Consider the following 22,184-nt stretch of genomic DNA (forward strand, 5'->3'; position numbering starts at 1 on the left):
GGCATCTTCTCCCCGTAAACGGGGAGAAGGACGCTAACCCGTCAAAACCGCTCCAGCTTCGCCCGCACCTTCCCCAGAAACGCCGCCCGGCTTTTCGGCGTCGAGGCATCCATCAGATAGTGCGCCAGGAAAAACGTCCGGCAGCGGCGAGCGCACAGCGCCCGCATGCCGCGCAGCAAGGTCTTGCGGCCGGGCTGGCCGACGACAACGCTCCACCAGGTCGGCGCGCCGCAGGTGGTGATGACGCCAACCTTGGTGACATGTGTCATCAGCGACGTGATCCGCCCCTTGCCCGCCGGCAGCTTGAAGGCGACATCGGTCGCCCACACCCGGTCGAGCCAGCCCTTCAGCATTGCCGGCAACCCGTACCACCAGGTCGGATAGATGAAGAGGATCGCCTGCGCCCAGGCGAGATGCTCGAAATGCGGCTTCAGCGCCGGATCCTCCGGCGCGCGCTCATTGTAGGTGCGCCGCTCATCGCTTCCCATCACCGGGTCGAAGTTTTCCGCATAGAGGTCGAGCAGGCGCACATCCCAGCCCCGTGCCTTCAGCACGTCGACCGCTGTGTCGCGAATGGCGGCGCAAAAACTTTCGGGCACCGGATGGCAATAGACCACCAGCACGCGCATCAGAATTCATCCATCCTGGCCGCGACCTTGGCGAGGAAGGCCGCCCGCGTCTCATCGGTCGACAGGTTCATCGAATAATGCGCGAGGTAGGACACGGAGGCGCCGGGCTTGATCGTCGCGCGCAGCATCCGTTTGACCAGCCGGCGCGGCGGATCGCCCATCAGCATGGCGCGAAACCGCCCGCCGCCATAGGTGGTGACGGCCGCCAGTTTACGGATGTTGTGCAGCGATGGCTGCGCCTGGCCGTCGACCAGCTTGAACGACACTCCGGGCAGGAAGACGCGGTCGAAAAAGCCTTTCAGGATGGCCGGAAAGCCATAATTCCAGACGGGGTAGGACAGCACCAGCGCCTCGGCCTTGAGCAGACGCTCGACATAGGATGCGGCCGGGTCCGCGGGGCTGCGCTGGTTGTGATAGTCCAGCCTCTCCGCGCGCGTCAGCCTGGGATCGAAATCTTCGGCATAGAGATCGCAGTCGTCGACGTCATGGCCGGCCGCCGTCAGCCGCTCGACGATCGTCCGGTGCATGCCGGCATTGAAGCTGGTCTCCACCGGATGCGCATAGAGGACGAGGACTTTCATGGGAGAATCTCCCCCCTTGAGGGGGAGATGTCGCCGAGGGCGACAGAGGGGGTCGCCGCGCGTGAAGCGCCAACTTTCTCTTTCTTCGAAAGGCCGAACCGCGTCGCGCCAGCCGAACCGACCCCTTCTGGCCTGCCGGCCATCTCCCCCTCAAGGGGGGAGATCCGACGTCGCCGCGGCTTTCGCCAATCGCCAATGGAGCCGGTGGACGGGCGCAAACCTCTCATCACACCGCCTTCTGCAGGCCCTTGAACAAAAAAGTCCGGCCCGAGCGATAGTCATAATCCGGGTTTTCCCAGGCGATCATTTTGCCGGGGTTGAGCAGACCTTGCGGATCGGTCTCGCGCTTGAAGGCGAGCTGGATTTCGTCGGTCTGCTTCATGCCGCCTTCTTCCAGCGTGTAGCGATGCGGGTTGAAGATCGGGCAGCCATTCTCCTCATGCAGCCGGATGATCTCGTTAAGCCGCGCCTCTGTGGTGAATTTGACCAGCGGCAAGCCGAAGCAAGTGATGTTGCCGTCGAGCCGCACGAATTCGAGATGCGAAAAGACCTCATCCGGAAACATCGCATCCATCTTCTCGACCAGCGCCAGCTGGTTGGGAAACGGATAGAGCGACTGCAGGTAGGTGATCGCGGGATCGACGCGCAGCGCCCGCAGCGTCGTGTGGTTCCAAGCCAGTTCGAAGCCCGGCGGCAGGCCTTTCTTCTCCTCGTCCGTCACTGTTGCCGCATTGAAGATGATTTCGCCGCCGGCGCGACGGGTGAAGGCGAGGAAAGCGTCGAGCCCATGCTTTGCAACCATCACGACGCAGATGCTCTGCCCTTCCCTGAAAAACTTCTGGTGCCGCTTGAAATAGAGCTGCGGCACCGGGGCGGCGATCGGCGTGATCAGCTTGGTCAGGATGCCGTCCTGGCAGGCCAGCGCATTGCCGTAGCGCGCCGCCGGCATGAAAGCGTCGAAGCCGACGATGACGTCGATCCACTCATAGGCTGCCGTCAGCGGCATCTCGACCTCGGTGATGATGCCATTGGTGCCATAGGCGTGCGTCACCTTGTGCAAGTCCTCACCGGTGAGTTCGAGCACCTTCGGCTCGGCCTCCATGGTGACGACGCGCAGGCGCAGCACATTGCCGAAATCGCGCAAGCCACCGAAATTGATCGAGCCGACACCGCCAGAGCCGCCGGCGATGAAGCCGCCGATCGACGCGGTGTTGTAGGTCGACGGCGACAGCCTGAGCTCCTGCCCGGAATGCGCCCGCGTCGCTCTGTCGATGTCGGCGAGGATCGCGCCCGGCCCGGTCACGACGCGGCCCGGCGCGATGGTCTTGATCTCGTTCATCTCGGCCAAATTGAGCACCACGCCGCCCGACAGCGGCATCGCCTGCCCGTAATTCCCGGTGCCGCTGCCGCGCGGTGTCACCGGAACGCCATGCCGATGGCAGGCGGCAAGGACGCGGATCAGTTCGGCCTCGTTTTTCGGCGTCACGATCAGGTCGCCGGTGACATGGTCGAGCTGCTGCTTCAGCACCGGGCTGTACCAATAGAAGTCGCGGCTCTTCTGCTGGACGATGGCCGGATTGTCGTCGAGTTTTATCCCGTCGAGATCGCGTTTGAGCGCCGAAACATCCATTAGTCCACCATCAGTTCGTCGAGTTCGGCATAGTCGGGCAGCTGGCGTTCGATCGCCTTACCGTCGCGCACGACGATGCGATCCGATTCGGGCCGCGACAGCAATTCCGTCCAGCTCCGCCCCTTGAAGATGATGAAGTCTGCGCTGCCGCCGGCGGCCAGCGTGCCGGCACCGTCGAGCCGCATCACCTTGGCCGGCGTCGCCGCCACCGCTTGCGGCCAATCGCCGACCGGATGGTCGAAATGCAGGATGCGCGTCGCCAGGCGGTAGACCTCCAGCATGTCGAGATCGCCATAGGCATAGAACGGGTCGCGCGTGTTGTCGGAGGCGACCGCAACCGGAATGCCCCTCGCCTTCATCTCGTGCATCAGTGTCACGCCGCGCCAGCGTGGCGTGGTCAGGTCGGCGCGCCGGTCCTGCAGATAGAGATTGCACATTGGCAGCGACACCACGGCCAGTCCGGCCTTGGCCACCTTGTCGAGTGTATCCAGCACGTCGAGGTCCGGCTGGCGCGCCAGCGAGCAGCAATGTCCCACTAGGATGTTGCCTTCAAAACCGCTCCAGAGGGCAGCCTCGGCGATCTTCTTCAGCGAGATGGCCGCGACATCGTCGGTCTCGTCGGCGTGGAAATCGAGATCGAGCCCGTGCTTGATCGCCTCTGAAAACACCTTGTCGAGCAGCTCTTCGAGGTCCGGCACCATATAGGTGACGACGCCCAGCACGCCCTTGGCGGCAGCGACACGCTTGGCCAGCCTCTCGAACCATTCCTTGTCGCGCACGCCTTCGATGCCGAGCAGGCAGGCCGCTTGCAACTCGATGCGGCCGCGCCATGTCTCGCGCATAGCCTCGAACACCGGCCAGGAGATTTCTTCCTGCGGCGGCACGCTGTCGAGATGCGTGCGCAACGCCTTGGTGCCGTGCGCATAGGCCGAGCGCAGCGAGAAATCCATGCGCTTCGCTACGTCCTCGGCACTCCAGCGCGCCGCGCGGTCGGCGCCGGTGGCATTGAGTGCGCCTATGAAGGTGCCATCCGGATTGGGCTTGCGCGGCCAGATATGGCCCTTGTCGATATGGGTATGGCAGTCGACGAAACACGGCAGGACGATGCGGCCGGCAAGGTCGATGGCATCGGCCGGCGCTTTTGATTTCTTATGCGCGGCGATAGCTGAGATCCTGCCGTCGGCGATGGCGATGTCGGCCAGAGCGAAGCCGTCAGTATCGAAGGTGGCGGCAAGACCCGGCGTTAGTGACCGGTGAAGACGAACGTTGCCAAGTACAAAATGGCCGGAATCTGGAATCTGTGAGGTCACCGCTGCCCCTCATCCGCCTGCCGGCACCTTCTCCCCGTATAGTGACGGGGAGAAGGGGCTGTCGCGGCCGTCAGCGCTCGTTTTGCGAGGTTGACGATTGGCGAAACCATACGTGATGGCGTCTTTCTCCCCGTCTCTATACGGGGAGAAATGTCCGGCAGGACAATGAGGGGCAGCGCCAACGTTGGTACCGACGACAGCCAGCCTTTGTCCACGGCGCAAAACATCATCACCGCTCCTGCTTCAGCGCGCTCTCGTGCCAGCGCCGCAAGATGAGATGCGACACCAGCGACAACACCAGGAAGATCACTATGCCCGTCAGCGAAATCAGGATCAGTGCCGCGAACAACCGCGGCGCGTTGAGCCGGTAGCCGGCCTCGATGATGCGCGAGGCGAGCCCCGACGATTGCCCCTGCGCGCCGGCGACGAACTCGGCCACGACGGCGCCGATCAGCGACAGGCCGCCGGCGATTTTCAGGCCGCCGAGGAAATACGGCATCGCCGCCGGCAGCCTGAGATAGCGCAATTGCTGCCAGCGCGTCGCGCCGTTGAGCTTGAACATGTCGCGCAGGTTGCGATCGACCGAGTTGAGGCCGAGCGTGGTGTTGGACAGGATCGGGAAGAAGGCGACGATCCAGGCGCACAGCAGCAGCTTCACCGTCTGGTTGTTCACATAGATGTTGATCAGCGGGAAGATCGCCACGATCGGCGTCACCTGCAGCACGATGGCGAAGGGGAAGAACGACATCTCCACCCATTTCGATTGCGCAAACAGCACCGCCAGCCCAACGCCGCCGATGACGGCGAGAAGCAGGCTGAGGAAGGTGATCCGGAGCGTCACCAGCAGCGACGAGAACAGCAGCCCGGCATCGTCATAGAGCGTCTGCAGCACGACGCCGGGACGCGGCAGGATGTATTTCGGGATCTCGTTCCAGACGCAGATGCGGTCCCAGAACCAGATCGCCAGGATCATGATTGCCAGCGGCAGCACCCACCGGCCGATCCGCTCCAGCCGCTCCTGGCGCACGCGGCCCGCCTCCTCCGGATCGAGGGTCAGTACGGGTTGCTCAATGGCCGTCATGGTGCGGTCCGGCTGATGTGTTGATGGCATTGACCAGGATGTCCGAGGCCTGGCGGCAGAGCGCGGCATAATCGGGCGAGGTCCGGAACACCTCGTCGCGCGGATAGGGCGCATCAATCGCAAGCTCGGCGTGAACGCGACCCGGCCGCGCCGCCATGACGACGACACGGTTGGACAAAAACACGCTTTCGAAGACGCTGTGGGTGACGAAGACGACGGTGAAGCGTTCGTCCTGCCACAGCTCCAGAAGATCGTTGTTGAGCTTGAAGCGGGTGATCTCGTCGAGCGCGGCGAACGGCTCGTCCATCAACAGGATGCGCGGCTTGGTCACCATGGCGCGCGCGATCGAAACGCGCATCTTCATGCCGCCGGAAAGCTCGCGCGGCACGGCGTTCTCGAAACCGGTCAGGTGCACCCGCGCCAGCATCTCGGTCACCGCAGGTGCTGCCTTGGCGCGTGAGATGCCTTTCAGCCGCAGCGGCAGCCAGACATTGTCGAACACATTGGCCCAAGGCAGCAGCGTTGGTTCCTGGAAGACGAAGCCGATGTTGGCGCGGTCGATCGAGCCGCGCCAGTCGAGCACGCCAGAGGTCGGCGTCGACAGGCCGGCGATCAGACGCAAAGCCGTCGACTTGCCGCAGCCGGACGGCCCGAGCAGGCTGAGAAAATCGCCCTCGCGGATTGTTAGGTCGACATCGCTCAGCGCCGTCACGCCGTTGGAAAAGACCTTGCCGACATGGCGCAGCGCCAAAAGCATCGGGCTTTCACCCGATGCCGTCATGGGCGCCTGCGCCATTGTCTCCCGTCTCACGATTACTTCTTCAGCTCGAGCCCAACGCCCTTGTTGATGAAGGCCAGCGTATAGGCCTTCTTGATGTCGATGCCGGGCTGCGCGACCTTGGCCTTGACCATCTTGTCATAGAAACTCTGAATGCGTGCGTCGGTCATGGCGCCGATGCCGAGCTTTTCCGAATCGCCGGAATCGACCACGCCGAATTTTTTGAGCTGCTCGATCGAGAAGGCGATCTGCTCATCCGTCATGTCAGGATTGTCCTTCTTGATCATGTCGTTGGCGGCTTTGTTGTCGCCGTAGAGGTAGTTGTACCAGCCCTTGGCCGAGCCATCGACGAAGCACTGCACCACCTCCGGCCGCTTGTCGATCGTATCCTGCATCACCTCGACCGTGGTCGCATAGGTCTCCCAGCCATAGTCAGCGAGCAGGAACTGGTTGGGCAGGAAGCCGCCCGCTTTCTGCACCGCGAACGGCTCAGAGGTGACATAGCCCTGCTGGATCGACTTCTTGTTGGCGATGAAGGGCGCCGGGTTGAAAGTGTAAGGCACGCGCTTGGCGGCATCGAAGCCGAGTTCGGTGACCATCCACTGGAAGAAGGTCTGCGCGCCCTCGTCGCCCAGTATGTACTGGTCGGCGTTCTTCAGATCTTCCCACTTGTCCAGCCCCTGGCCCGGCTGGGACATGATGACCTGCGGGTCCTTCTGGAAATCGGCCGCCACGACGCGCATCGGAATGCCTTGTTGCACGGCGTCGAAGGCCGACAGCAGATTGCCGCCCATATAGAAATCGAGCTTGCCGGCGAGCAGCAGCGGCCGGCCGCTGACCTGCGGACCGCCCTGCGAGATCGTCACATCGAGGCCGCAGGCGGCATAGGTGCCGTCGGCCACGGCCTGGTAGTAGCCGCCATGTTCGGGCTCGGCCAGCCAGTTGGTGCCGAAGGTGACCTTCTCGTTCGCCGCAGCCCCTAGCGTGCTGGCTCCAAGCAGCGCGAGCGCGACCGCCGAAATCTTCTGTTTTCCGTACATCAACACCACCCTCTGTTGGCTCCGGAGCGTCACGCGCCGGGCTCGACACCATTGGTCCAAGAAGCAAGACACATGCCACCGCCCGGACCGCCTGCTTCACGCGGCAGCCATTGCCAAGACCGGACGGGTCATGCTGTGCGGGAGGCATCGTGCCTATTTTTTGGACGCCTGTCCACAATCGCCCGGGCGACATGCACCACATCTTGAGGAGCAAGCCGTCCGGCCCTAGGCTGGCCGCAGAACCGGAGATTGCCATGTTCAGATTCCTCGCCCCGAAGTCGATCAAGCCGCCTTTCGCCCGCTACAGCCATGGCGTCGAAGTGCCGGCGGGCAAGCGGCTGGTGCTGTGCTCGGGTCAGGTCGCTATAACGGCGGATGACCAGATTCCGGAGGATGCCGGCGCCCAGGCCGAATTGTGCTTCCAGAACATTGCGGCGATTCTGGGTGAAGCCGGGCTTGGGCTTGCCGACATTGTGCGCATCAACGCCTACGTCACCGACCGCGGGCATCTGCGGCCCTATATGGATGTCCGTGATCGGCTGTTTGCCAGCCCGGCGCCGGCCTCGACACTGATGATCGTGTCGGGCTTCGCGCGGCCCGAATTCAAGGTCGAGGTCGAGGCGATCGCGGCTCGATGAGAAGTGTCGGAGAAATCTACGAATCGGCCGGCCAATAGTCTAAAGTCACGCAAAGTTAGCGCTGCCCCTCATCCGCCTGCCGGCACCTTCTCCCCCGTATTGTGACGGGGAGAAGGGTCTAGCTCAAACGCTGGCGACCCCTCTCCCTGTTCTTCACGGGGAGAGGGTAAGGGTGAGGGGCAGCGCAAACACCAGATGAATTCCGTTGAGGCATGACATGACCGTTGCAAACAGACGCGTGTGGTGGGGCGATTACCGGACCACCGAATACGCTACGATCGACCCGGAGGCGACCATTGCCGTCCTGCCGGTGGCGGCGATCGAGCAGCACGGCCCGCATCTGCCTGTATCGACCGACACTTCGATCATGAACGGCATGCTGGACACGGTGATCGCCCGCCTGCCAGGCGATCTCGACATCCGCATTCTGCCGGTCCAGGCGGTCGGCAAATCGAACGAGCATCTGCATGCACCGGGCACGCTCACTTTGCCTGCAACGACCCTGGTCGATGCCTGGACCGAACTTGGCCTGTCCATCGCCCGTGCCGGGGTGAGAAAACTGATCGTCGTCAACTCGCATGGCGGCAATGAAGAGATCATGGGCATCGTCACGCGCGAGCTGCGCGTGCGTGAAAGGATGCTGGCGGTGAAGACCAGCTGGCAGCGCTTCGGCCGCCCGGCCGGCATGTACACCGAGCTGGAAGATCGCCACGGCATTCATGGTGGCGATGTCGAGACTTCACTAATGCTGCATTTCCGCCCGGAGCTGGTCGACATGGGCAAGGCCGACAATTTCGTCTCCAAGGTCGCCCGCGCCGAGACCGAATTTGCGCTGCTGCGCCACACCGGCACACACGCCTTCGCCTGGATCGCCAGCGACCTCAACCCCAACGGCGTCGTCGGCGACGCCTCGATCGCCACCGCGGAAAAAGGCCGGCTGACGGCGGAGCATCAGGCCGACGGCTTCATCACCCTGTTGAAGGACGTGCGCAAGGCGAAGCTCGCCGACTGGTTGGCGTAAAGCTCAGCCGTCGATCTTGAGAACAAACGGCGTGCCCTCAAAAGCGTCGGCGCCACGTCCGATCGCTTCGATCGCTTCGATCATGCGGCCTTGGCGTGAGAGCAACGTATCGGCTACCGCGATCAGCCGCGGATTGGGCGTCGCCGAGGGCGAAAGCTTCCGCAATGTCTGCGCCAGTTCCGCCTCGTCGCGCTTCGGCGCCAGCGCTGCCGCAATGATATAGGCCGAGGCGGTCGAGCGGCTGATGCCGGCGTAGCAGTGCACGACCATCGGCTTGGCGCGATCCCATTTGCGGGCAAAATCGAGCAGTTTGCGCACATGGTCTTCGCCCGGAATGGTCATGCCGTCCTGCGCCACCGCGATATCGTGCATGACCAGATGCAGGTGGTTTTCCCGCGCAATCGAGGCCGGCCGCATCACCTCGGTGCCGGCGGCAAGCAGCGACAGCACGCGCTCGGCGCCGCTTCCGGCCACCGTCTCCTCGAGCTTGGACAGCGAACAGACATGGATCATCGCGCGATCTCCCTGGCGCTATCGTCGCGCCGTGCGTCCCAGCCGGCAAGCGCCGATTCAAGCCGCTGCCATTCCTCCTGACGTCCAGGCAGTCCCGCGCGCAGCACCTGCGGGCGGTCGGAAAAATGCCGGAGCAGGATGCCGCACTCGCCAAGCGCCGAAAACAGACCGGGCGCATCGGCAAATCGCAGATAGCGAAACAGCGTCGTGCCGCCGGCGACGGGAATGCCAAACCGACCGAACAGCGCGTCGAGTCGCGCGGCATCCTCGGCCAGCCGGCGGCGCATGTCGGCCTGCCAGCCGCTGTCGGCAAGCGCGCGGATGCCGTACTCCAGTGCCGGACCGGCGACCGCCCAAGGTCCGAATTGCGTCTCCAGTCTTTCGACCGTCAGCGTGTCGGAAAGCGCAAAACCGAGCCGCAGGCCGGCAAGACCAAAGAACTTGCCGAAGGAGCGCAGCACGACGATGCCGCCCTGCCCGACATCGCCGGCCAGGCTTTCCACGTGCGGGCCGACATCCATGAAGGCTTCGTCGACCACCAGCAGCCCGCCCTTGGCGCGCAATTGCCCGGCAAGCCGCAGCAGCCTTTCCCGCGAAACGACCCGCCCATCAGGATTGTTAGGGTTGACGACGATGGCGAGGTCGGCACCGGCGAGCCTGTCGAAATCGTCAACCTCCGATACCGCATGGCCGGCAATGGCGGCCGCCCTGGCGTGTTCGGCATAGGTCGGCCCCAGCACCAACGCCCGGCCGGGGCTCACCAGCGAGGCGACGCGCGGCAACAGGATCTGCGTGCCCGGGGCCGCTGCAACATGCACCGCCGACGGCGCGCCATAGGCATCGGCGGCGACCTTAGCCAGTTCATGCAGACGCGCCGCTTCCGGCAATCGCGACAGAGCGGTGGCGGGCAGATCGAAAAGCGGGTAGGAGTGCGGATTGATACCAGTCGAGAGATCGACGAAAGGCTGTGGCGCGTGGGGGAAGAGCGCGCTCGCCCGGCCAAGGGATCCACCGTGATCCACCGCAGCAATCGCTCCATCAGAAAGCTTCATGTCGGTCCTGATCGCTTTCCTGTCGCTGGCCATCGAACGCATCCTGGGCTACCCGGACTGGCTGTTCCGTGCCGTTGGCCATCCCGTCACCTGGTTCGGCAGGCTGATAGCCTTTCTCGACCTCCGGCTCAACCGCGACACTGATTCCGACGCGCAGCGTCGTCGCCGCGGCATGCAGGCGCTGCTGGTGATCGTGCTGGTGCCTGCGCTGATCGCCTTCATCGTGCAAATCCTGCTGTGGCAGCTCTTTCCCGCCGGGATGATCATCACAGCGATCCTGGCCTCGTCGCTGCTGTCGCAAAAGAGCCTCACCGAACATGTCGAGGCCGTGGCCGATGCGCTGGACACCGGCGGGCTGGCGCTCGGCCGTATTGCTGTCGCGCGCATCGTCGGCCGCGACCCCGAAAAGCTCGACCACGCCGGCGTCAGCCGCGCCGCGATCGAAAGCCTGGCCGAGAATTTTTCCGACGGCATCGTCGCGCCCGCCTTCTGGACCGGCGTCTGCGGCTTGGCCGGCGGCGTCGCCTACAAAGCCGCCAACACCGCCGATTCGATGATCGGCCATCGCACGCCGCGCCACGAGGCCTTCGGCCGGGCAGCGGCACGCTTCGACGACTGGATCAACCTGCCGGCCGCTCGGCTGACCGCACTGCTGATCGTTGCCGCGGCCTTTCTTGTCGACGGCGCCGATCCCCGCAACGCCTGGAAAGCGGTGCGGCGCGACGCCAAAAAGCACCGCTCGCCCAATGCCGGCTGGCCGGAGGCGGCGATGGCCGGCGCGCTCGGCCTGGCATTGGCGGGACCGCGCAGCTATGGCGGCGTTGTCGTCGAGGATGCGTTCATGGGCGAAGGCGGCCGCCGCGAGGCGGAGAGCCTGGACATCAGGCGGGCGTTGAAACTCTACCAGGTCGCCGATTATCTGCTGATTGGATTGTTCGGGTTGCTCTCGGCGGCGCTGATTGCGATGACGTTCTGAACGGTTCTTACCCTCCCCCTTGTGGGGAGGGTCGGAAAATAAATGTCGCAAGGCGGCATTTTTTTCCGGGGTGGGGGACAGCGCCCTACGAGGACCCCCACCCCGCTCCGCTTCGCGGATCGACCCTCCCCACAAGGTGGAAGGATAACCCCCTAAAACTCGATCCCTTGCTGCGCTTTCACGCCCGCAGAAAAATGATGCTTGGTCACGCCCATCTCGGTGACAAGATCCGCTGCCTCGACCAGCGCCGTCTTGGCGTTGCGGCCGGTGACGACGACATGCAGGCCTTCGCGCCGCGCCTTTAGGGCCGCCACGACCTTGTCGAGATCGAGATAGTCGTAGCGCAGCGCGATGTTCAGTTCGTCGAGCACGACAAGGCTGATGGACGGATCGGCGATCAACTCCAGCGCCTTGACCCAGGCGGCTTCGGCCGCCGCAATGTCGCGCTTCAAATCCTGCGTCTCCCAGGTGAAACCTTCGCCCATCGTGTGCCAGATGACGCGGTCGCCGAACGCGGCGAAGGCATCCTTTTCGCCGGTGTGCCATTTGCCCTTGATGAACTGCACGACGCCGACGCGCTTGCCATAGCCGAGCATGCGCAGCGCCAGGCCGAAGGCAGCTGTGGTTTTGCCCTTGCCGGGTCCGGTGTTGACGATGAGCAGTCCCTTCTCGACCGTCTTTTCCGCAACCTCGGCGTCCTGCACGGCCTTGCGTTTGGCCATTTTGGCGCGGTGGCGTTCCTCGTCTTTTGCGTCGATGTCGGCCATTATTTCACCTTGAGCGGCAGCCCCGCCACCATCAATAGCACCGTATCGGCAATTGCGGCGACATGCTGGTTGAGCCGGCCGGCAGCGTCGCGGAACCGGCGTGCCAGCGCATTGTCGGGCACGATGCCTTGCCCGACTTCGTTGGAGACCACGAACCACGGCCCGCGCGGCCGCGACAGCACATCGGCCAGCCGCCGGCATTCCGCCTCGAGATCATGATCCGCCAGCATATGATTGGTCAGCCACAGCGTCAGGCAATCGACGAGTACGGGCTGGTTGTCCGGCAAGGCTTCGAGCGCACCGGCGAGATCGAGCGGCGCATCGATGGTCGCCCAGCCCTGGCCACGCCGCGACCTGTGTTGCGCGATGCGCTCACGCATCTCCTCGTCATAGGCTTCAGCGGTGGCGATATAGGCCCATGGCGGCGGCAACGCGGTCGCCAAGGTTTCGGCATGCGCGCTCTTGCCGGAGCGCGCGCCGCCGATGATGAAAGTCAAACTGCGATCAGGCAAAGCTGTTGCGCAGGCTGGTCGCCGTACCGGTAAAGCGTCCGCGCACCACGCCGACAACCGCGCCGAGCACCAGCCAGAACACCAGATTGGTCACCGTCACCGCCACCACGAACTGGTGATGCAGGCCTTCGGGGATCGGCGTCTCGAAGCTGTCCGGCTGCGGCGCGCCGACAATATGCGGCGCCACGATCAGGGCCACGGCCAGGATCGCCAGCGGCAGCGATTTGCGGAAGGCGATCAGGCCGAGACCGGCCGCGGTCGCCGCCACCGTTGCCCACCACCAGATCTGGCGCTGGGTGAGGTCGGCCGCCGGCATCGCCGGCAGTTCCGGCGGCAGGCCGAGGCCCGGGGCGAGCGTGAACGCGGCAAAACCGGCCAGCCCCCAGAACACGCCCTGGCGCCAGTTACCGATGCCGCCGGCGAATTCGGAAACCGCCACCAGGACCAGCGCGAAACCGATGCCGGTGACGATATTGGCCAGCACGCTGAAGGCGAAGCGTTCGAAGCCGTCGGCCGGCGCCCAGCCTTCGTCCTCTGCCGGCGCGGCTGCCTCAGCCGGCGCGGCGGTGCTCATGGCATTGGTGTCCGCAGCGTTGGCGGCGGGCGCCGCAGCATGCTCATGTTGATGGCCGCCACCGGCCTGTTCGTAAACTTCCGCCTTCAGGATGAGCGGCACGGTGGCATAGGCCTGCATGCAGGCGAGGACGACGCCGGCCACGAGCCCGGCGATCGCCGCGACGAACACGACGTTGCGAAACAGATTCATGATGTCAGATCCTCGTCAGTGGCAGGGGAACGCCATCGAATGGCGATAGTCGTGCGCGGCATTGTGGACCGCATCGATATGCGAGAAGCCGACAACGCCGATGACGAAAATGCCCAGAAACGCGCTAAGCACGAGCTGCATGAAGCGCGACTGCGAGGAGACGGAAGCGCCGAGGGAGACGGAAGCGGTATTCATATCTTGTCCTTTCGCCCTCCACCCGAGGGCATCGAAGTCAGTTCCCTGTCGCCGGCAGGTCTCCTGGCTCGCGGAATAACGCCCTTCCCCACCTTCCCGAAGAAAAATCCTCAGTGGCTTGGAGAGGACTACCGCACACAGTTGCGGGGGCAGCCACGGCATTGGGCAACAAGTCAGCCCTCACCGCATTCCCTCTTGGTCCCTAACGGAACCGACGACATGCGTGACTATAGGCTGAAACAGCCGCATCCGGCAAACCAAATTCCGCCGGCCAACAGCGCGAATGCGCCATGCAGCGTTACGGGTTCAAGGCGGTGATCCGCTCGGCAACCAGCCGCTGCAGCCGCCAGAGATGGCGGTCGTGAATGCCGCGCTCCTCCAGATTCTTCACCGTGTTGTAGAGATAGTCCGCGCCCGACCCCCAGTGCCCGCAGGATGTGGCCAGCCGCTCGACGACCTTCGCCTCGTCGAGCGGACCGGAATAGGTCAGGCCGGTGCGGTTGATGACGAAAGCCAGCGCCCTGAGCGGACCGGCCTCGCTTGCAAGCTTCAGCATGCGCGGCCGGTAGCTTGTCGGCTTCAGCGTGACTTCGCGCCGGAACAGCCGGCCCAGTTGCTGGCGCCTGTTGTCGTCGGCCAGCCGGAAGGCAACGCCTTTGCACTGTCCGCCGCTGTCGAGCGCCATCATCAGGCCGGGGCTTTCCTTGGTGCCCCGCCAGCGCGTCATGTTCATGCAAAAGGAGCGGTGCCAGCCGCGCGCCAGGGCGACGCGGTCCTCGACATAATCGATTTCCGGTTTCCAGATCAGCGAGCCATAGCCGAACAGCCACAGCGGCTCGGTGTCCGGAAGCTCGGCCTGCAATTCATCCAGCAGCGAATCATAGTCGCTGTCATCCAGATGCATCGAGTCCGGATCCGGCCCGGCGTCGGCGATCTCGCGCCAGCAACGCGCGACCAGCTCCGGCGTAAGCGACATCTGTCGTGCGTCCAATTTTCCGAATCCCCCAATGCCACGACATGATTATGCGCCGCGCCCGCAACCGGCAATGTCAGCCGTGATTGACAAACGATTTGCCGGGGTGTCGGCTGGTATCCCAGAGGAAGCCGGCCATGCAACCCAGCCCGAGCGAGCGCGATCCCTATAATGGCCTGACCCGGCTGGAGCCGACGCTGCCGTCCTCGGCCTATTGGGACGCTGGCGCCTACCAGCGCGATCTCGACGCCATCTGGTACAAAAGCTGGCTGCTCGTCTGCCGCGAGGCTGACCTTGCCCAGCCTTTGGCGTTCAGGACATTTCGTGTCGGCACGCAGGAAATCGTCGTGCTGCGCGACGACACCGGCGAACTGCGCGCCTTCCACAACACTTGCCGGCATCGCGGCTCGCAGCTTTGCCAGGAGAGCGAGGGCCGGCTGAAGGCGCGGCTGATCACGTGCCCCTACCACGCCTGGTCCTATTCGCTGCGCGGCGATCTGGTGCGCGTTCCCTCGAAATCGCTGCCCGACGGTTTCGACAAGGCCGATCATCCGCTCTATCGGGTGGCGCTGTCGGTCTGGCGCGGCTTTGTCTTCATCAACCTTGCTGAAAGCGTCGACGGTACGGCTGCGTCATCCTTCGATCCGGCTTCCGGCAACCTCGGCAACTGGCCGCTGGAAACGCTGGTATCAGGCCATGTCCTGCGCAAGGTGATGAATTGCAACTGGAAGATCTTTTGGGAGAACTTCAACGAGTGCCTGCACTGCCCTGGCGTCCACAAGGACCTGTCGCGGCTGGTGCCGATCTACGGCCGCGGCCTGATGAGCCGGCACGACGACCCCGACTGGGTCCGCCATGCCGACAATGACGCGCCGGAGTTTTCCGGCGGCTTGCGCGCCGGCGCCGAGACCTGGTCGCGCGACGGCCATGTCCATGGCCCGGTCTTCTCCGGCCTGACGCTGGCCGAGCGTGCAGCCGGCCAGACCTATGCCACCAGCCTGCCGTCGATGTTCATCGTCGGCCATGTCGACTATGTCAGGACCGTACGGCTCACACCGCTCGGCCCCGAGCAGACCGAACTCACCGCGGAATGGCTGTTCGCGCCGAAGGCGCTCGCTGAGACCGACATCGACAATGTCGTCGCCTTCGGCACCCAGGTGCTGGAGGAGGATGCAGCGATCTGCGAGGTCAACCAGAAAGGCCTGCGCTCGATGCGCCACCAAGCGGGCGTGCTGATGCCTGAGGAATACGATCTGCATCGCTTCCACAACTGGGTGCGCGAGCGCCACGCAGCGCTCTGATCAAAGCGACTTCGGCAGATAGCGCCAGGTGACGAAAGCCGCAGGCCGCGGCCTGCAGGCCGAGCGTGACGAAAACCGAGCCCAGGCCGAAAAACGCCAGCACCACCGAATAGACCAGTGGCGGCAAAAAGCGAATTCGGCCAAAGCCTTTCCGGCTCTGACCTAAAGCGCCGCCTCATGCAGCCGCGACGCGGGCGATGCGAGCGCGCACGGCCTTCTTTTGTCCGGTGCAACCGTGATAGTCGTCTTCAGGGGCTGAATCAGATTACGAGACCATGAGCATCCAAACGCCGATCGCACCTGTTCCGGATCAACCGAAGCGCATCGTCGCCATCGACGTCCTACGCGGCATCGCGTTGATCGCCATGGCCAGCTACCACTTCACCTGGGATCTCGAAAATTTCCACTACACCGATCCCGGCCTTACCGCCGTCGGCTGGTGGAAGATCTATGCGCGCTGCATCGCTTCGACCTTCCTGTTCCTGGTCGGCGTCAGCCTGTTTCTCGCCCATGGCAGGCAGATCCGCTGGAACAGTTTCTGGAAACGCTTTGCCATGGTCGCCATGGCGGCCGCCGCCATATCTGCGGTCACATACTTCGTCACGCCGGGCAGCTTCATCTTCTTCGGCATCCTGCATGAGATAGCGCTGGCCAGCCTGCTTGGCCTTCTGTTCCTGCGGCTGCCGTCATTGCTGACGCTGGTCGTGGCGGCAGTGGTGATCGCAGCACCCCTCTATCTCCGATCCGAAGCCTTCGATCATCCGGTGTTATGGTGGGTCGGCCTGTCGGCAATCAACCCGCGCTCCAACGACTATGTGCCGCTATTTCCCTGGTTCGGCGCCGTGCTTGTCGGTATCGCCACGGCAAAACTAGCCTCCACCACCGGCGTTCTGGCGCGGCTGGCGACGCTGACGCCTGGAAGCTGGGCCAAGCCGTTCACCTTCATCGGCCGCCACAGCCTGGCGTTCTACCTGATCCACCAGCCGCTGCTGTTCGGCTGTGTCTGGCTGTTCTCGCAAATCTCGCCGGCGCCGGTCGAGACAAGGGAAGTGGTCTTCCTCAAGGAATGCCAGGTATCCTGCGAACAGCAGCGCGACACGGAGTTCTGCGCCAGCTATTGTGTGTGCATGCTGGACACGCTGCAAGGCGAGGCAGCATTCGACCGGCTCTACAATGGCGACCAGACCCCGGAGTTCAAGGCGCATCTGAGCGACCTTGCCGGCATCTGCACCGCCAAGACGGAGGAGAGCCCGATGACGCAGGGAGGGCAACAATGACCGACAAGCTGCCGGCAAAAGCTGGGCCATCGAAAGCCGGGCTGATTCCATGGCCGCCACTGATCTACTGCGCCGCCATCGCCATCAGCGTCGTGCTCGGCCTCTTCTATCCCCTGCCCTGGATCGGCGACCTCCTCGGCGACCTCCTGTTCGCGGCCGGCTTTGTGGTGCTGTTTGCCGTCGCCGCGCTCTGGTTCACCGCCATCCGCGCCATGATGCGCGCCAGGACCACGATGAATCCCAATGGCGTGCCGGAGCATCTGGTGACGTCAGGCCCGTTCGGCGTCACCCGCAACCCGATGTATCTCGCCAACACGCTGATGCTCATCGGCGTCGCCTTCGTTTCAGGGATCGCATGGTTCCTGCCGCTGGCCCTGATCGCAGCCTTCGCGACCCAAAAGGTCGCGATCGAAAAAGAGGAAAAAGTTCTGGCCGCCAAATTCGGCAAGAAGTACCGCGACTACGCGAAGCGAGTCAGGCGCTGGATCTGAGGCGGAGCGGCTCGCGGACCAAAGGCGATCGCTCGAGTTCGGATTGATAATTCAGCGAACGTTAGCGCTGCCCCTCATTGTCCTGCCGGACATTTCTCCCCGTATAGTGACGGGGAGAAAGGGCCCTTTGGCTGAAGGTTTCGCCAATTGCCTGCGTTGCAGAAAAGCGCCGGCGCCTCGTTCAGCCCCTTCTCCCCGTCACTATACGGGGAGAAGGTCCCGGCAGGGGGATGAGGGGCAGCACCGACCTTCGGAAGTTTGAACCAATAGCCTGCGCAGCGACCCTCAGGTATTAACCCCCAGCTCCACCAACCGCTCGACACAAGACTCCTCCGCCTGGTCGAGCTCCGCCAGCGTCTCCTCAAGGTCGCGCCGCTTCTGGCGCAAATCCTCGCGCTTTTCCTCGATGCGCTTGATCATCAGGTTGAGTTGACCGACCTCACCGGGCGGTTCCTTGTACATCTGGATGATTTCGCGGATCTCGTTGATCGAGAAGCCGAGCCGTTTTCCGCGCATGATCTGGCGGATCAGATGCCGGTCCGAGGGGCGAAACAGCCTTGTGCGGCCGCGCCGCACCGGTTGCACCAGCCCTTCATCCTCGTAAAAGCGCAGTGTGCGCGTCGACACATCGAATTCGCGCGTTAGCTCGGTGATCGTATAATATTCCCGCATCGTTGCTCCAAATGCCGGAACGTGAGTCAGCGGCCGCCTGCGCGGCACCTCCCCCAATTCCGATCAACCCGCTCCATACCGGACTCGGCAGGAAGCCCCGACGCAGCGTCGCACGGCATTTACGTAAAAGTCAATTGACAGCACCATGTCCTGTTTCGTCAGGGGACGGCGAACCACCAGGTGGCCAGCCCCAGAAACGCAAAGAAGCCGACGACATCGGTGACCGTGGTGACGAAAACCGCTGACGCCACCGCCGGATCGATCTTGAACCGGTCGAGCAGCAGCGGGATCAGGATGCCGGCAAGGGCTGCCACGAACATGTTGATGATCATAGCAGCCGCAATGATGCCGCCCAGATTGGGGTCGCGGAACCAGGCCGCCGCTACGATGCCGATCAGCACCGCGAAGATGATGCCGTTGATGGAACCCACGCCCATCTCGCGGCGGATGATGCGGCCGGCATTGTAGATGTCGAGATCCTTGGTCGCCAGCGCCCGCACGGTGACGGTCATAGTCTGCGACCCCGCATTGCCGCCCATGCCGGCTACGATCGGCATCAGCACGGCCAGCGCCACGATATGCTCGATGGTGCGGTCGAACAGGCCGATCACCGACGCTGCCAGGAACGCCGTCAACAAATTGACCAGCAGCCAGGGAACGCGCGAGCGCGAGGTCGACAGAATGCTGTCGGACAGCTCTTCGTCGCCGACGCCGCCCATGCGCAGCAGATCTTCTTCCGCTTCCTGCTGGATGACGTCGACGACGTCGTCGATGGTCAGCACGCCGACCAGCCGCTCGTTCTCGTCGACGACGGCGGCGGAGAGAAGATCGTATTGCTCGAATTCCCGTGCCGCCTCTTCCTGGTCCATGGTGGCCGGAATGGCATGCCTTGTCTCGTGCATCACCTCCTCGACCTTGGTCGCGCGCTTGGTGCGCAGGATCTGGTCGAGGTCGATGGCGCCGAGCAGCTTGAAGCTCGGATCGATGACGAAGATCTGGCTGAAGCGCTCGGGCAGGTTCTTGTCTTCGCGCATGTAGTCGATGGTCTGGCCAATGGTCCAGAACGGCGGCACCGCGACAAACTCGGTCTGCATGCGGCGACCGGCCGTCTCTTCAGGGTAGTCGAGCGAACGGCGCAGCCTGATCCGCTCGGTGAACGGCAGCTGCGACAGGATCTCGTCCTGGTCTTCCTTTTCGAGGTCTTCGAGAATGTAGACCGCGTCGTCGGAATCGAGGTCCTGCATGCCCTGGGCAATCTGCGCATTGGGCATGTTGTCGACGATATCTCGGCGGATCGCCTCGTCGACCTCGGTCAGCGCCGAAAAGTCGAAATCGACCCCGAGCAGCTCGACCAAAGCGCGGCGCTGTTCGGGATGCAGCGCTTCGAGCAGGTCGCCGAGTTCGGACTGGTGCAGGTCGTCGACTTCGCGCTTCAGCGTCAGCGTGTCGCGATCGGCAATGGCAGCACCGATCTGGGCCAGGAACGACGACAGCACGGCGCCGTCCTCGCCATAGATGTCGGCGTGGGCGTCGTCAGCGGCTTTGGCGCCGCTCGTTAGTTCGTCCTGGCTTTCCACCAGCGCCTCCCGCCATCATCCCTTGGGAAAAGGTGTCCGTCAGGTCTAGACCATGATCTTGAAAACTGGAAACCGGTTCTGGGTCCGGCGCTCGAACAAAAGTAGATAGGGCCGCGACACGATTCGACAACGCAAGCTGTCGCTCTAACGCACGGGAATTTCAAGCGAAATGCCCGCTTGGCCGTCGGCGCCGGTTTGCGCCGATGCGATGGTGTCACCAGGCGCAAAGCCGGTGGATTTCATCAAAACAGGATGCGTTCCGGCTTAAGGCAGCGCGACAGCGCATGTCGCTGGGGAAAGAGCACCCCCGCACGGTTGGGGCAGAATTGTCATGATGCAGGTCCAGGCAATGGCCGGACCCGCCCAGGCCACAACCAGAACAGCCGGAAGCCCTTGAAGATCAGGTCACAGACAGTGAAGGCAATCGAGGAACGGCGCGTGCGCGTGGTCGTCGCCGAACGCAATCCGCTCGTGATATCGGCGCTGCGCGAAATGCTGGACTGCGACGGGCGGTTCGAACTCCTGGCCTGCGTGCAAAGCGGCAGGCATTTCCTCGAACTGGCAGCGGAAGGCGAATTCGACGTCGCCGTAATCGGCTGGAAGCTCGCCGACATGGACGGCGCCGATGTGCTGGCCGAGGTTCACAGCCGCAAGCTCGGCGTGCGCATCGCGGTGTTCTCCAACGACCATGACATCGGCATTCTGAAGCAGTGCGTGCGGCTCGGTGCCCAGGGCTACTGCTTCCAGTTCGACGACCCGTCGATCATCTTCGAAACGATCCTGGCCGTCGCGCACGGCCGCATCTGCATCCCCTACATCGACATCAACAAGGTCAACGACACGCCCTTGTCGCAGCTCACCGTGCGCGAGCGCGAGCTGCTGGCGGTGCTGTCCGACGGCTGGACCAATTTGCAGATCGCAACGCGGACGGGGATTTCCGAGAACACGGTGAAATACCACCTCAAGAATCTCTACGACAAGCTCGACGTCCGCAACCGGGCGATGGCCGTCGCACTTTATGCGCGCGAGAGGCGTACCCAGAAGCAGCCTTTCGGGTAGGCAAGCGACAGGCCGCGGGTAGGCCAACCGGGTAGGCCGCCCCCACCCGCACGCGGCAAGATGTTACCCGGCAAGGTGTTGTTGCCTTTAGCCGCCGAAACGAAACTCCCCATCACCGCTTTGCTGGATCAGGAGGAGTTCGCGACATGGCCGGTTTCACCCATCTTTTCATTCCCGGACCGACCAACATTCCCGAACAGGTCCGGCAGGCAATGAACCTGCCGATGGAGGATATGCGCGCCGCATCCTTCCCCGATCTCACCTTGCCGCTGTTCGAAGACATCAAGAAGGTGTTCAAGAACGAGACCGGCCGCGTCTTCATCTACCCCTCCTCCGGCACCGGCGCCTGGGAAGCGGCGATGACCAATGTGCTCAGCCCCGGCGACCGCGTGCTGATGTCGCGCTTCGGCCAGTTCTCGCATCTGTGGGTCGACATGGCCGAGCGCCTCGGTTTCGAGGTCGACGTGATCGACTGCGAATGGGGCACCGGCGTGCCGCTAGAACTCTATGCCGAGCGGCTGAAGGCCGACAAGGCGCACCGCATCAAGGCGGTCTTCTGCACCCAGAACGAGACGGCGACCGGCGTGACCAGCGACGTCGCCGGCTGCCGCGCCATGCTCGACGACGCCAACCACCCTGCTTTGCTCTTCGTCGACGGCGTTTCGTCGATCGGCTCGATCGACTTCCGCCAGGAAGAATGGGGCGTCGACTGCGCCGTCAGCGGCTCGCAGAAGGGTTTCATGCTGCCCGCCGGCCTCGGCTTCCTCTCGGTCAGCAAGAAGGCGCTTGTCGCTTCGAGGAGCGCCACCCACCGGCGCTGCTTTTTCTCCTTCGAGGACATGATCCGCGCCAACGATGCCGGCTATTTTCCTTATACGCCGGCTACGCAGCTCTTACGCGGCCTGCGCGCCTCGCTCGACCTGATCACCGGGGAAGGGCTGGACAACATCTTCGCCCGTCACCACCGCCTCGCTGAAGGCGTGCGCAAGGCGGTCGACGCCTGGGGCCTGAAACTCTGCGCCAAGGCGCCGAAATGGCATTCCGATACGGTCAGCGCCATCCTGGTTCCCGAAGGCATAGACAGCGGCGACGTCGTCAAGCGCGCCTACCAGAAATACCAGACGTCGCTCGGCGGCGGCCTCAACAAGGTGATGGGCAAGGTCTTCCGCATCGGCCATCTGGGCTGGCTGAACGAGGTGATGGTGCTGGCCTCGCTATCGGCAGCCGAGATGGCGCTGCTCGACTGCGGCGTGCGGCTGGCGCCCGGCTCCGGCGTCGGCGCCGCCATCCAGCATTTCCGCGCCTCGGCCGCCGTGCCGGTCGCCGAAGCCGCTTGAGAGGTAGC

24 protein-coding genes and 1 riboswitch are annotated in these 22,184 nt (G+C 63.7%); of the genes, 8 read left to right on the top strand and 16 right to left on the bottom strand.

What is annotated here, in order from left to right; all coding sequences use genetic code 11:
- Nucleotides 1-41: 41 nt before the first annotated feature.
- The 7 genes from AC04SG_RS21440 to AC04SG_RS21470 all read right to left on the bottom strand — a co-directional run bounded on the left by AC04SG_RS21440 (nucleotide 42) and on the right by AC04SG_RS21470 (nucleotide 7,049).
- Nucleotides 42-629: an NAD(P)H-dependent oxidoreductase gene (locus AC04SG_RS21440; protein WP_488552685.1), complete on the bottom strand. Its 588-nt coding sequence runs from the start codon at nucleotides 627-629 to the stop codon at nucleotides 42-44.
- Nucleotides 629-1,210 carry an NAD(P)H-dependent oxidoreductase gene (locus tag AC04SG_RS21445; protein ID WP_488552686.1) on the bottom strand — a complete coding sequence of 194 codons (582 nt, stop codon included), beginning with the start codon at nucleotides 1,208-1,210 and terminating at the stop codon, nucleotides 629-631. The genes AC04SG_RS21440 and AC04SG_RS21445 overlap by 1 nt, the downstream gene beginning before the upstream one ends.
- 226 nt (nucleotides 1,211-1,436) lie before the next feature.
- Nucleotides 1,437-2,840: an FAD-binding oxidoreductase gene (locus tag AC04SG_RS21450; RefSeq protein ID WP_488552687.1), complete on the bottom strand. Its 1,404-nt coding sequence runs from the start codon at nucleotides 2,838-2,840 to the stop codon at nucleotides 1,437-1,439.
- Nucleotides 2,840-4,150, bottom strand: coding sequence for a cytosine deaminase (locus AC04SG_RS21455; protein ID WP_488552688.1), 1,311 nt, complete (start codon nucleotides 4,148-4,150; stop codon nucleotides 2,840-2,842). Before AC04SG_RS21455 ends, AC04SG_RS21450 begins: the two co-directional genes overlap by 1 nt.
- Before the next feature lie 229 nt (nucleotides 4,151-4,379).
- Entirely contained in the window at nucleotides 4,380-5,231 is an 852-nt protein-coding gene (locus tag AC04SG_RS21460; protein ID WP_192257583.1) for an ABC transporter permease, read from the bottom strand.
- Nucleotides 5,218-6,027 (bottom strand): ABC transporter ATP-binding protein, encoded by an 810-nt coding sequence (locus AC04SG_RS21465; RefSeq protein ID WP_210328332.1) that lies wholly within the window; start codon nucleotides 6,025-6,027, stop codon nucleotides 5,218-5,220. Before AC04SG_RS21465 ends, AC04SG_RS21460 begins: the two co-directional genes overlap by 14 nt.
- A gap of 17 nt (nucleotides 6,028-6,044) precedes the next feature.
- A complete protein-coding gene (locus AC04SG_RS21470) occupies nucleotides 6,045-7,049 on the bottom strand; it encodes an ABC transporter substrate-binding protein (RefSeq protein ID WP_192257587.1) in 1,005 nt (334 codons plus the stop codon).
- A gap of 254 nt (nucleotides 7,050-7,303) precedes the next feature.
- Here AC04SG_RS21470 and AC04SG_RS21475 point away from each other — a divergent pair, with 254 nt between their 5' ends.
- Both AC04SG_RS21475 and AC04SG_RS21480 read left to right on the top strand, forming a co-directional pair.
- Nucleotides 7,304-7,687: a RidA family protein gene (locus AC04SG_RS21475; RefSeq protein ID WP_488552689.1), complete on the top strand. Its 384-nt coding sequence runs from the start codon at nucleotides 7,304-7,306 to the stop codon at nucleotides 7,685-7,687.
- Nucleotides 7,688-7,904: 217 nt separating this feature from the next.
- Complete coding sequence (locus tag AC04SG_RS21480; RefSeq protein ID WP_488552690.1) at nucleotides 7,905-8,708, top strand: creatininase family protein; 804 nt, start codon at nucleotides 7,905-7,907, stop codon at nucleotides 8,706-8,708.
- Nucleotides 8,709-8,711: 3 nt separating this feature from the next.
- Here the strand turns inward: AC04SG_RS21480 and AC04SG_RS21485 are convergent, their stop codons facing one another.
- Nucleotides 8,712-9,221 (bottom strand): tyrosine phosphatase family protein, encoded by a 510-nt coding sequence (locus tag AC04SG_RS21485; RefSeq protein ID WP_488552691.1) that lies wholly within the window; start codon nucleotides 9,219-9,221, stop codon nucleotides 8,712-8,714.
- The gene (gene cobD, locus AC04SG_RS21490) at nucleotides 9,218-10,273 is read right to left on the bottom strand and encodes a threonine-phosphate decarboxylase CobD (protein WP_488552714.1); all 1,056 of its coding nucleotides are present in this window, start codon (nucleotides 10,271-10,273) and stop codon (nucleotides 9,218-9,220) included. Before cobD ends, AC04SG_RS21485 begins: the two co-directional genes overlap by 4 nt.
- Between cobD and cbiB the strand changes: the two genes are divergently transcribed.
- Nucleotides 10,272-11,249 (top strand): adenosylcobinamide-phosphate synthase CbiB, encoded by a 978-nt coding sequence (gene cbiB / locus AC04SG_RS21495; RefSeq protein ID WP_488552692.1) that lies wholly within the window; start codon nucleotides 10,272-10,274, stop codon nucleotides 11,247-11,249. The genes cobD and cbiB overlap by 2 nt on opposite strands.
- Before the next feature lie 152 nt (nucleotides 11,250-11,401).
- On the opposite strand, the gene cobO is transcribed toward cbiB, so the two are convergent.
- The 5 genes from cobO to AC04SG_RS21520 form a co-directional block, all read right to left on the bottom strand.
- Entirely contained in the window at nucleotides 11,402-12,016 is a 615-nt protein-coding gene (gene cobO / locus AC04SG_RS21500; RefSeq protein WP_488552693.1) for a cob(I)yrinic acid a,c-diamide adenosyltransferase, read from the bottom strand.
- Complete coding sequence (gene cobU / locus AC04SG_RS21505; RefSeq protein WP_488552694.1) at nucleotides 12,016-12,528, bottom strand: bifunctional adenosylcobinamide kinase/adenosylcobinamide-phosphate guanylyltransferase; 513 nt, start codon at nucleotides 12,526-12,528, stop codon at nucleotides 12,016-12,018. Before cobU ends, cobO begins: the two co-directional genes overlap by 1 nt.
- Nucleotides 12,521-13,294 (bottom strand): CbtA family protein, encoded by a 774-nt coding sequence (locus tag AC04SG_RS21510; protein ID WP_488552695.1) that lies wholly within the window; start codon nucleotides 13,292-13,294, stop codon nucleotides 12,521-12,523. Before AC04SG_RS21510 ends, cobU begins: the two co-directional genes overlap by 8 nt.
- A 15-nt stretch (nucleotides 13,295-13,309) precedes the next feature.
- Nucleotides 13,310-13,489 (bottom strand): CbtB domain-containing protein, encoded by a 180-nt coding sequence (locus AC04SG_RS21515; protein WP_112565177.1) that lies wholly within the window; start codon nucleotides 13,487-13,489, stop codon nucleotides 13,310-13,312.
- A gap of 36 nt (nucleotides 13,490-13,525) precedes the next feature.
- A riboswitch (cobalamin riboswitch) is annotated at nucleotides 13,526-13,720 on the bottom strand.
- Nucleotides 13,721-13,787: 67 nt separating this feature from the next.
- Nucleotides 13,788-14,480: a gamma-glutamylcyclotransferase gene (locus tag AC04SG_RS21520; protein ID WP_488552696.1), complete on the bottom strand. Its 693-nt coding sequence runs from the start codon at nucleotides 14,478-14,480 to the stop codon at nucleotides 13,788-13,790.
- A gap of 119 nt (nucleotides 14,481-14,599) precedes the next feature.
- On the opposite strand from AC04SG_RS21520, the gene AC04SG_RS21525 reads away from it, so the two are divergent.
- The 3 genes from AC04SG_RS21525 (at nucleotide 14,600) to AC04SG_RS21535 (ending at nucleotide 17,531) form a co-directional block, all read left to right on the top strand.
- On the top strand, nucleotides 14,600-15,763 hold the full coding sequence (locus AC04SG_RS21525) for an aromatic ring-hydroxylating oxygenase subunit alpha (protein ID WP_488552697.1): 1,164 nt from the start codon (nucleotides 14,600-14,602) through the stop codon (nucleotides 15,761-15,763).
- A 275-nt stretch (nucleotides 15,764-16,038) separates the two neighbouring features.
- On the top strand, nucleotides 16,039-17,040 hold the full coding sequence (locus AC04SG_RS21530; protein ID WP_488552698.1) for an acetyltransferase domain-containing protein: 1,002 nt from the start codon (nucleotides 16,039-16,041) through the stop codon (nucleotides 17,038-17,040).
- Nucleotides 17,037-17,531 (top strand): methyltransferase family protein, encoded by a 495-nt coding sequence (locus tag AC04SG_RS21535; RefSeq protein ID WP_488552699.1) that lies wholly within the window; start codon nucleotides 17,037-17,039, stop codon nucleotides 17,529-17,531. The genes AC04SG_RS21530 and AC04SG_RS21535 overlap by 4 nt, the downstream gene beginning before the upstream one ends.
- 285 nt (nucleotides 17,532-17,816) lie before the next feature.
- Here the strand turns inward: AC04SG_RS21535 and AC04SG_RS21540 are convergent, their stop codons facing one another.
- Both AC04SG_RS21540 and mgtE read right to left on the bottom strand, forming a co-directional pair.
- A complete protein-coding gene (locus tag AC04SG_RS21540; protein ID WP_112565167.1) occupies nucleotides 17,817-18,203 on the bottom strand; it encodes a MerR family transcriptional regulator in 387 nt (128 codons plus the stop codon).
- A gap of 158 nt (nucleotides 18,204-18,361) precedes the next feature.
- On the bottom strand, nucleotides 18,362-19,780 hold the full coding sequence (gene mgtE, locus AC04SG_RS21545) for a magnesium transporter (protein ID WP_488552700.1): 1,419 nt from the start codon (nucleotides 19,778-19,780) through the stop codon (nucleotides 18,362-18,364).
- A gap of 393 nt (nucleotides 19,781-20,173) precedes the next feature.
- Here mgtE and AC04SG_RS21550 point away from each other — a divergent pair, with 393 nt between their 5' ends.
- Together AC04SG_RS21550 and AC04SG_RS21555 are read left to right on the top strand one after the other, a co-directional pair.
- Nucleotides 20,174-20,839, top strand: a complete 666-nt coding sequence (locus AC04SG_RS21550; RefSeq protein ID WP_210388288.1) for a LuxR C-terminal-related transcriptional regulator — start codon at nucleotides 20,174-20,176, stop codon at nucleotides 20,837-20,839.
- Between the two features lie 146 nt (nucleotides 20,840-20,985).
- A complete protein-coding gene (locus AC04SG_RS21555) occupies nucleotides 20,986-22,176 on the top strand; it encodes an aminotransferase class V-fold PLP-dependent enzyme (protein WP_488552701.1) in 1,191 nt (396 codons plus the stop codon).
- Nucleotides 22,177-22,184: the final 8 nt, after the last annotated feature.

The sequence above is a fragment of the Mesorhizobium sp. CNPSo 4684 genome, from assembly GCF_057784315.1.